Source organism: Planktotalea sp., from assembly GCF_049680325.1.
Taxonomy (GTDB): domain Bacteria; phylum Pseudomonadota; class Alphaproteobacteria; order Rhodobacterales; family Rhodobacteraceae; genus Planktotalea.
Map to the genome: position 1 here is coordinate 1 of NZ_JBAUHO010000261.1, position 8,654 is coordinate 8,654.

Annotated in this window: 7 protein-coding genes and 1 pseudogene; 5 read left to right on the forward strand and 3 right to left on the reverse strand. The window is 56.1% G+C overall.

Annotated elements, in window-relative coordinates:
- The coding region (locus tag WBC85_RS11940; RefSeq protein ID WP_424437266.1) for a class I tRNA ligase family protein at positions 1–1,352 on the reverse strand (1,352 nt) is incomplete at its 3' end.
- Positions 1,353–1,505: 153 nt separating this feature from the next.
- On the opposite strand from WBC85_RS11940, the gene WBC85_RS11945 reads away from it, so the two are divergent.
- On the forward strand, positions 1,506–3,806 hold the full coding sequence (locus tag WBC85_RS11945) for a xanthine dehydrogenase family protein molybdopterin-binding subunit (protein WP_424437269.1): 2,301 nt from the start codon (positions 1,506–1,508) through the stop codon (positions 3,804–3,806).
- Positions 3,793–4,896 (forward strand): DUF2235 domain-containing protein, encoded by a 1,104-nt coding sequence (locus WBC85_RS11950; protein WP_424437272.1) that lies wholly within the window; start codon positions 3,793–3,795, stop codon positions 4,894–4,896. Before WBC85_RS11945 ends, WBC85_RS11950 begins: the two co-directional genes overlap by 14 nt.
- 3 nt (positions 4,897–4,899) lie before the next feature.
- Here the strand turns inward: WBC85_RS11950 and WBC85_RS11955 are convergent, their stop codons facing one another.
- Both WBC85_RS11955 and metF read right to left on the reverse strand, forming a co-directional pair.
- Complete coding sequence (locus WBC85_RS11955; protein ID WP_424437275.1) at positions 4,900–5,376, reverse strand: PaaI family thioesterase; 477 nt, start codon at positions 5,374–5,376, stop codon at positions 4,900–4,902.
- A 58-nt stretch (positions 5,377–5,434) separates the two neighbouring features.
- Positions 5,435–6,301: a methylenetetrahydrofolate reductase [NAD(P)H] gene (metF, locus tag WBC85_RS11960; RefSeq protein WP_424437278.1), complete on the reverse strand. Its 867-nt coding sequence runs from the start codon at positions 6,299–6,301 to the stop codon at positions 5,435–5,437.
- Between the two features lie 95 nt (positions 6,302–6,396).
- On the opposite strand from metF, the gene WBC85_RS11965 reads away from it, so the two are divergent.
- The 3 genes and pseudogenes from WBC85_RS11965 to WBC85_RS11975 form a co-directional block, all read left to right on the forward strand.
- Positions 6,397–7,302, forward strand: coding sequence for a LysR family transcriptional regulator (locus WBC85_RS11965; protein ID WP_424437281.1), 906 nt, complete (start codon positions 6,397–6,399; stop codon positions 7,300–7,302).
- Positions 7,303–7,374: 72 nt separating this feature from the next.
- Entirely contained in the window at positions 7,375–8,160 is a 786-nt protein-coding gene (locus WBC85_RS11970; RefSeq protein ID WP_424437284.1) for an inositol monophosphatase family protein, read from the forward strand.
- 171 nt (positions 8,161–8,331) lie between these two features.
- Positions 8,332–8,654, forward strand: a pseudogene (locus WBC85_RS11975) (MFS transporter); the annotation flags it as partial.

Here is an 8,654-nt window from a genome sequence, read left to right on the forward strand (position 1 = left end):
CATTGATCGGTCAGCATCGGCTCGATCACTACCTTAGAGCGATCGCCAAACGGCTGCATGATCGGCTTGGCTTCCACATAGGGAACCGTCTCGGTTACCTCATGCTCATTGCCGTCCTCATCCTTCACCTTGGACGTAACTTCAACCATCACCGCCAAGCCTTCGGCAGAGATATCCGCAACAACCTTCTTGCGCGCCTCAAAGCGGTCCATGCCGCGATATTCATCGGGCACAAGGTTCATCGCGGCGATCATTGCCTCGTCGAATTCTTGTTCGCCATTGGCAATCGCTTGGGCAATGGCGGCTTCTTCGGCGTAGGGTTTGCCGTCGCTGCGCATCGCGGCCTTCGTATCCATGAGGTTATACATGGGAATGCCGCCGCGCTTGGCGACTTGGTAGTCGTTGAAATCATGCGCGCCTGTGATCTTTACCGCGCCAGAACCGAAGTCCTTATCAGGATACTCATCCGTGATGATCGGGATCAGGCGGCGCAGCGCTTTCGGACCAACGGGAATCTCACAAAGCTGACCCACGATAGGGGCGTAACGCTCGTCTGACGGGTGAACCGCAACCGCGCCGTCGCCCAGCATCGTCTCAGGGCGGGTAGTGGCGATAGAGATATAATCACGCTCTTCCTCAAGCGTGACGTTCCCGTCTTCGTCCTTCTCAACGTAGGTATAGGTAGCGCCGCCCGCGAGCGGATATTTGAAGTGCCACATGTGGCCCGCTACTTCGATGTTCTCGACCTCAAGGTCGGAAATCGCGGTTTCAAAATGCGGATCCCAGTTCACCAATCGCTTTCCGCGATAAATCAGACCTTTGTTGTACATCTCAACAAAGACCTTGATGACGGCGTCATGGAAATTGCCGCCAGCCACGTCCTCGGGCGCATTCGGAGCACCGGACATGGTAAAGGCTTCGCGGTCCCAATCGCAGGTCGCGCCAAGACGTTTAAGCTGGTTGATGATCGTGCCGCCAGATTCGCCTTTCCATTCCCAAACCTTCTCGAGAAACGCATCGCGGCCCATTTCAACGCGCGAAGGTTGCTGGGTTTCGGCCAGCTTGCGCTCTACAACCATCTGCGTGGCAATGCCTGCGTGATCGGTGCCGGGCTGCCAAAGCGTGTCGAACCCCTGCATGCGCTTCCAGCGGATCAGAATATCCTGCAACGTGTTGTTGAACGCATGGCCAATGTGCAAAACGCCCGTCACATTCGGCGGCGGGATCATAATGCAAAAGGTGGATGCCTCTGGCTTGGCATTTGCGCCCGCTTTGAAACAGCCCGCTTTTTCCCATGCCGCATAAAGGCGGGTTTCGGCTTCGCTTGCGTTAAAGTTCTTTTCCATGGCCATTGGTTCGGGCGTCCTTGTTTCGTATCTCGGCATCGAATGACGTGTCGTCGCTCTGATAAACAAAGCGGACCCAAAGGAAAAGGCAATCTAGACATTACGCACGCGTCGATTAGGGTTAACGTTCCAGCCCACCCCTAAGCCATGGAGCGCATCTTGGAAAAATTCGGTAAAAGCCAAGCAGTTAAACGCACAGAAGACATTCGCTTCCTGACAGGCGAGGGGCGCTATGTCGATGATATCACGCCAAAGGGTGCGCTCTTTGGCTATGTGCTGCGCTCCCCTGTGGCCCATGCCACGATCACCGAGCTGAATGTTGATGACGCGCGCGCGGCGGAAGGGGTCCATCTGATCCTAACGGTTGATGATCTGATCGCCCAGGGGGTGAAGCTGGGCATGGCTGGCGCAACTGTGAAGAACCTTGATGGCACGCGCGGTGCCGCGCCCGAACGCCCGTTGCTGGCGCATGGCCGTGTGCGCTTTGTTGGCGAGCCGATTGCGATGATCTTTGCCGACACACTATTGCAGGCCAAAGACGCGGCCGAGTTGATTGAACTGGATTATGACGAATTGCCCGTCCACATGGATGTTGCCGTCGGTGGCAGCGACATCCATCCGGAAGCGCCCGGCAATCGCGCATTTGATTGGGGCCTTGGCAATGAAGCGGGCTGCATGGCTGCACTCGAAAGCGCTGCGCATCGGCTCGCGTTTGAAATCGAGGACAACCGCATCATCGCCAATTCAATGGAGCCCCGTGGCTGTTATGCCGAATGGGACGGAGAACGCATTCACCTTGCGGTGAACGGGCAGGGCGTCTGGGCACCCAAAGGCCAGCTCGTCACGCATCTAGGGCTCGATCCAGAGCATGTGCGCGTCACCAACCCCGATACAGGCGGCGGTTTCGGGATGAAGGCGATGATGTATCCTGAATATACCGTCAGCTGCGTCGCTGCACGTATGCTGGGCAAGCCCGTGCGCTGGATGTCTGATCGCAGTGAAGCGATGCTTAGCGACAATGGTGGCCGTGATTTGGTGAGCCGCGTCGAAATGGGCTTTGACGCGGATCACAAGCTGGTAGCCTATCGCATTGATACGGTCTGTAATCTTGGTGCCTATAATTCGCAGTTTGGCCAGCCGATCCAGACCGATCTGTTTTCCAAGGTGATGACAGGCTGTTATGATGTGCAGGGCGCCTATCTGCACGTGGAAGGTGTTTACACCAATACAACCCAAGTTGACGCCTATCGCGGCGCAGGACGCCCCGAAGCGATTTACGTGCTTGAACGCTCTATGGATTACGCAGCGCGTGCGCTGGGCACAGATCCCTGGGAGCTGCGCCGACGCAATTTCATCGCCCCTGAGAACTTCCCCTATACAACCGCGGCCGATGTGACCTACGACATTGGCGATTTCGACCGCGTGATGAGCGTTGCGCAAAACCACGCAGACCTGCCCGGGTATGAGCAACGGCGCAACGCAAGCAAAGCGCGCGGTAAACTGCGCGGCATGGGGCTGTGTTACTATATTGAAAGTATTTTGGGTGATCCTAGCGAAAGCGCCAAAGTGGTGTTTTTCGAAAAGGATGACCGTGTGAGCATTTATGTAGGCACCCAAAGCAACGGACAGGGCCATGAAACGGTCTATGCGCAGTTCCTTTCCGATCAATCTGGAATAGATTTGAATAAAATTGATGTTATTCAAGGCGATAGTGATCTTATCAAAACGGGCGGCGGGACAGGGGGATCGCGCTCTGTGACGGTGCAGAACACTGCAACGCTTGCCACGGTTGACAAGATGATCGCCCAATTTACGCCATTCTTGGCAGCTAAGATAGGTGTGAGCGAGGAGAGCGTCATGTTTGACGATGAGGCATTCAGAGCAGATGGCTCCAACGAGAGCTACACAATGATCGAAGCGGCCGAACTGGCGCGCGAGCATGCACGTGATGATTTGCTCAGCCATGAGGCTCGTATCACCCTTGATGCCCGCTCTTTCCCCAACGGTGCACATGTGGCCGAGGTGGAGATCGACCCCGAAACGGGCGTCACCCGCGTTGATCGCGACACAATCGTTGATGATTTTGGCAATCTGATAAATCCGATGCTTGTCGCAGGGCAGGTCCACGGCGGTGTGGTTCAGGGCTTGGGCCAAGCCCTGACAGAGCGCGTCGTTTATGACGAAGACGGACAGCTGCTCACGGCAAGTTTTATGGACTACGCAATGCCGCGCGCCGATGATTGTCCTATGATTTCATTTTCAACAGAAGCCGTTCCGACAACGACAAATCCGATGGGCATGAAGGGCTGCGGCGAAGCTGGTACAGTCGGCGCGCTCGCAGCGATTGCCAATGCGGTGCAAGATGCGGTTTCGCCGCTCGGGATTGCGCGGGTCGATATGCCGTTCACGCCGCACCGTATGTGGCAGGCCTTGAAAGCGGGGCAAATTGCGGCTGAGTAAACGCATATCCCTTTGGTTGTCAGGCGCGCTGCGCCGACGCCATCAAAGCCCACGCAGCGTTGCGCATGAGCCGCAAACGCATGTGGTGATTTTGGACGGCACGATGTCGTCGCTGGATGATGGCCAGGAAACCAACGCGGGACGCACTTATAAACTTCTGTGCGAAGCCTCGCCCGATTTATCGCTCTATTACGAGGCAGGCGTGCAATGGCGCGGGCTGCGCTCTGCCCCCGATGTGATGATGGGGCGCGGGATCAATCGCCAAATTCGCCGCGCTTACGGCTTTCTCGCATCGCGCTACCGCCCCGGCGACAAGATTTTCCTGCTTGGCTATTCACGTGGTGCCTTCGCCGCCCGCTCGCTTGCCGGCGTTATTGACCGTGTCGGATTGCTGAAAGCCGAGCATTCGGAAGAACGGCACATTCGTACAATTTACCGTATCTATGAAAGCGGTCATGAGGGCGAAGATCTAACACATTTTACCCAAGAGCATTGCCATGACAGCGCACCCATCGAAATGGTCGGGGTCTGGGATACGGTCAAGGCGCTGGGCATCGGTTTGCCGATCCTGTGGCGCTGGAGCGCGCCTAAGCACGATTTTCACAACCATGAACTGGGCCGTTCCATCCGTCACGGCTTTCACGCACTTGCGCGGGACGAAACACGTAACGCCTACGCGCCCGTGCTTTGGACCTGCCCCGAAGACTGGCATGGCCGGATCGAGCAAGTCTGGTTCCCGGGCACCCATGGCGATGTGGGCGGTCAACTGGGCGGCTATGAAGCGGCGCGCGCGCTGGCCAATATCCCGTTGGTCTGGATGCTGGAGCGCATGGAAAGCTGCGGTTTGGTGCTGCCAGACGGTTGGCGTGCGCGCTACGATCAAAACCCGCATGCGCCATCGGTCAGCACTTGGCGCGGCTTTGGTAAACTATTCCTGATCCGCAAGCGCCGTGACATCGCCTGTGGCACTTGCGAGCGGTTGCATCACTCGGTCTTTGCACGCGAAGGGCGCAAGGCTTCGGGCACTAACAGCGGCATGGTTGCACGTTTGTTTCGAAACCGTCGCCGCGCACCGCGCGCAAATACCTGAGGTTTAGGGATTCATGATGATGCAGGTTGTTGACCCGGTCGCATAAAGCTTTCCGTCCTCGACACCGCGAATTTCACCATGGGCTACACCCGTCGATCGCCCTGTATGATCGGTTACGCCAAGCGTATCGACCTGCATCCCCAACGGGATAGATCGAAGAATATTCACCTTATATTCCAGAGTTGTATAGACGCTACCCTTTGGCACCTTGGTCATCACCGCGCAGGCCATGGCACTATCAAGCAACGTCCCATACCAGCCGCCATGGACCGTGCCCATCGGGTTGCAATGATCGAACAGGGGCGCACCGCGAAACACGATACGACCATCACCCACTTCATGCAGATGGTAGTTCAGTGTTTTGCCGATGGGCGGGGCAGGGTGCTTGCCCTCCAAAATACCCTGCATGAAATCAAATCCGGACATATCAAGCGCTTGCGCAAGCGTTAGAAGGTCATCAGGGCTTTGGGCATAATGCATTCTGCGTGCTCCTCTTTTGCCCTAGGCTAAGAGGAGCACGCATTCGCCGCAATCGTAGTTACGCAACGTTCTGGAGCGCCAGCTTTGGCGTCACACCAAGCGCGTGACAAACATCACGGGTCAGTTCAGGTCGATTAAGCGTATAGAAATGCAAAGCATCCACGCCGCCTGCCATCAACTCCGAACAAAGCTCGGTGCATAGCGCGGTCGCCAAAAGGTCACTGCGCCCGTCGCGCTCGGCTTTCTCAAACGCGTCATCCAGCCATGTCGGCACAGGCGTGCCGCAACGCTTGGCGAAGTTGCGTGTTCCCTTCCAGTTCTCGATAGGCAGGATGCCCGGCAAGATCGGCGCAGTAATGCCAGCCTTTACGCAATCGTCGCGGAAACGGAAGAACGTATCGGCCTCGAAAAAGAACTGGGTGATTGCCTCGCTCGCACCCGCATCAATCTTGGCCTTTAGCCAGTCGATATCCGCATTTGAGCTGGCCGCTTCGGGGTGGCGGTCGGGATAGGCACCCACCTTGATCTTGAACTTACCCGTGTCGGCCAAGGCTTCGATCAGCTCGACAGAATTGGCAAAACCGCCCTCGCACGGGGTAAAACGATCCTGCCCTTTGGGTGCGTCGCCGCGCAAGGCAACGATTTCCGTGACCCCAGCTTTGGCAAAGTCATCGGCGATTTTCAACGTTTCTTCGCGTGTTGCATTAACGCAGGTCAAATGCGCAGCAACATTCAATCCGCTGGATTTATGCAAGGTTGCAACCGCATCGCGGGTCAGGTCGCGCGTTGTGCCCCCCGCGCCATAAGTCACCGATACAAACGTTGGATCAAGCGGCGCAAGCGTTTGCACCGTGTCCCATAAACGGAAAGAGGCTTCCAGATTTTGGGGTGGGAAGAACTCGAATGATACCTTCGGCGCGCTCATGATATTTGCTTTCTTTATGAATTTCTTTCTTGTTGCACGCGCCGCATTGTGAAACAACTTCATAACATTCATCACCATTATGAGGTTGGTTCGGTTTGCATATCGAGTTCAGACATCTTCGCACGATCAAAGCGATTCACGAGAATGGCGGCTTGGCCAAAGCGGCAGATCAATTGAACATCACCCAAAGCGCACTCAGCCATCAAATAAAGGGGTTGGAGGATCAAGCAGGGGTCGAACTGTTCGTGCGCCGCTCCAAACCGATGAAACTCTCGCCTGCGGGTTTTCGTTTGCTGCGTTTGGCCGAGAAAATCCTGCCTGAGATCGAAGCGCTGCAAGATGAATTTTCCGGGCTGCGCAGCGGCAAATCTGGCAGATTGCATATCGCAATTGAATGCCACGCTTGTTTTGAGTGGCTGTTTCCAGTGCTTGAAGGTTTTCGAAAACTCTGGCCCGACGTGGATGTCGACATTCGCCCCGGGCTTGCCTTTGATGCGCTGCCGGCCTTGCAAAAGGAAGAGGTGGACCTTGTCGTCAGTTCCGATCCAGAGAATATCAAAGGCGTCGAATTCTCGCACCTTTTTGACTATTCACCTGTTTTTGTGGCCTCTGCGCAGCACCCTCTGGCTGCCAAACCCTATATCGACGCACAGGATTTTCGCGGCGAGACGTTGATTACCTATCCGGTGGACCGTGCGCGACTGGATATCTTCAGCCAGTTGCTCAGCCCTGCCAAAGTGGAACCCGCCGCCATTCGCCAAGTGGAATTGACCGCTGTTATCTTGCTGCTTGTCGCGTCCAACAGGGGCATTTCGGTCTTGCCTGACTGGGTGGTGCGCGAAGTGAAATATTCCTCGGACTACGTCACACGCCCCCTGACCAGAACAGGGCTGACCCGTCAATTATTTGCGGCAACGCGTAGCGATGACGTGATAAAGCCCTACATGATTGATCTGATCCGGCTTGCGAAGGAAGAAGCGAGAAAGCTGCAAAACGCTTAACCGCTTGGCAAATGGCGCGGCCCTGCCTATACCGCGCGCCTGAACCTCTCAAATTCCAAGGACCGAATGGCCATGCAAGGCAGCGCAAATCTAAATGTGATGATAAAAGCGGCGCGCAAGGCGGGACGTAGCCTCGCGAAGGACTTTCGCGAAGTCGAAAACCTGCAAGTTTCGCGCAAGGGCGCTGGAGACTTCGTGAGCAAAGCCGATCTGTCGGCGGAGAAGATCATCAAAGAAGAATTGATGGAAGCGCGCCCGACCTATGGCTGGCTTGCGGAAGAGGGCGGCGAGGAAGAAGGCGCAGACCCGACCCGCCGCTGGATCGTTGATCCGCTTGACGGCACAACGAACTTCCTGCACGGCTTGCCCCATTGGGCGGTATCCATCGCACTGGAACATAAAGGCCAGATCGTAGCGGGCGTGATCTATGATCCTGCCAAGGACGAAATGTTCGTTGCCGAAAAGGGCGCAGGCGCCTGGATCAATGACCAGCGTTTGCGCGTGTCCTCGCGGCATTCGATGATCGAAAGCATCTTTGCAACAGGCATCCCCTTTGGTGGCCGTGCGGATTTGCCCGACACCATCAAAGACATCGCCAAACTTGCACCCGCCGTTGCAGGCATTCGCCGTTTCGGGTCTGCTGCGCTGGATTTGGCCTATGTCGCCGCAGGGCGCTATGAGGGCTATTGGGAGCGCAAGCTGAACGCCTGGGATCTGGCTGCTGGCATCGTGATCGTGCGTGAAGCGGGTGGTTTCATCGAGCCGCTTGATCCAAAGGGCGATATTCTTGGCGATGGCGAAGTGATCTGCGCCAATGAAGCGATTTTCGGTACTTTCTCCAAGGTAATCCGCGGTTAATCGTTCGAATTGCTAAAGCAATCCGATCAATGCGAGAGACGCTGTCTCTCGCGCTCTCTGAGGTATTTTTAGACCAAAGAAGAGACCTGCGCCCAGCCTTGGTGTAAAAAGACAGTTTCATGTCGATTTCGCGCTGGTGGATTGTGAACGCGCCGCTAGGTTGGGCCTATTATGCGATTGCTTATTTCCTTTGCGGCACTGTTTCTGTCGGTAGCTTTGTTGCAGCTCTCCTCCGGGGGGGTTGGCCCGCTTGATGCGCTCTCGGGCATTGCTTTAGGGTTTTCCAAGTCGCAGATCGGTTTGCTGGGCTCTGCGCATTTTCTGGGTTTTTTCATTGGCTGCTGGTGGGCACCGCGCCTGATGGGCAGTGTGGGGCACAGCCGTGCCTTTGCCGCTTTTACAGCGACAGGTGCGATCGGCTTGCTTTCGCATATGTTGATTCTGGATCCCTATGCATGGGCGTTGATGCGCATTGCTTCTGGGCTGTGTGTGGC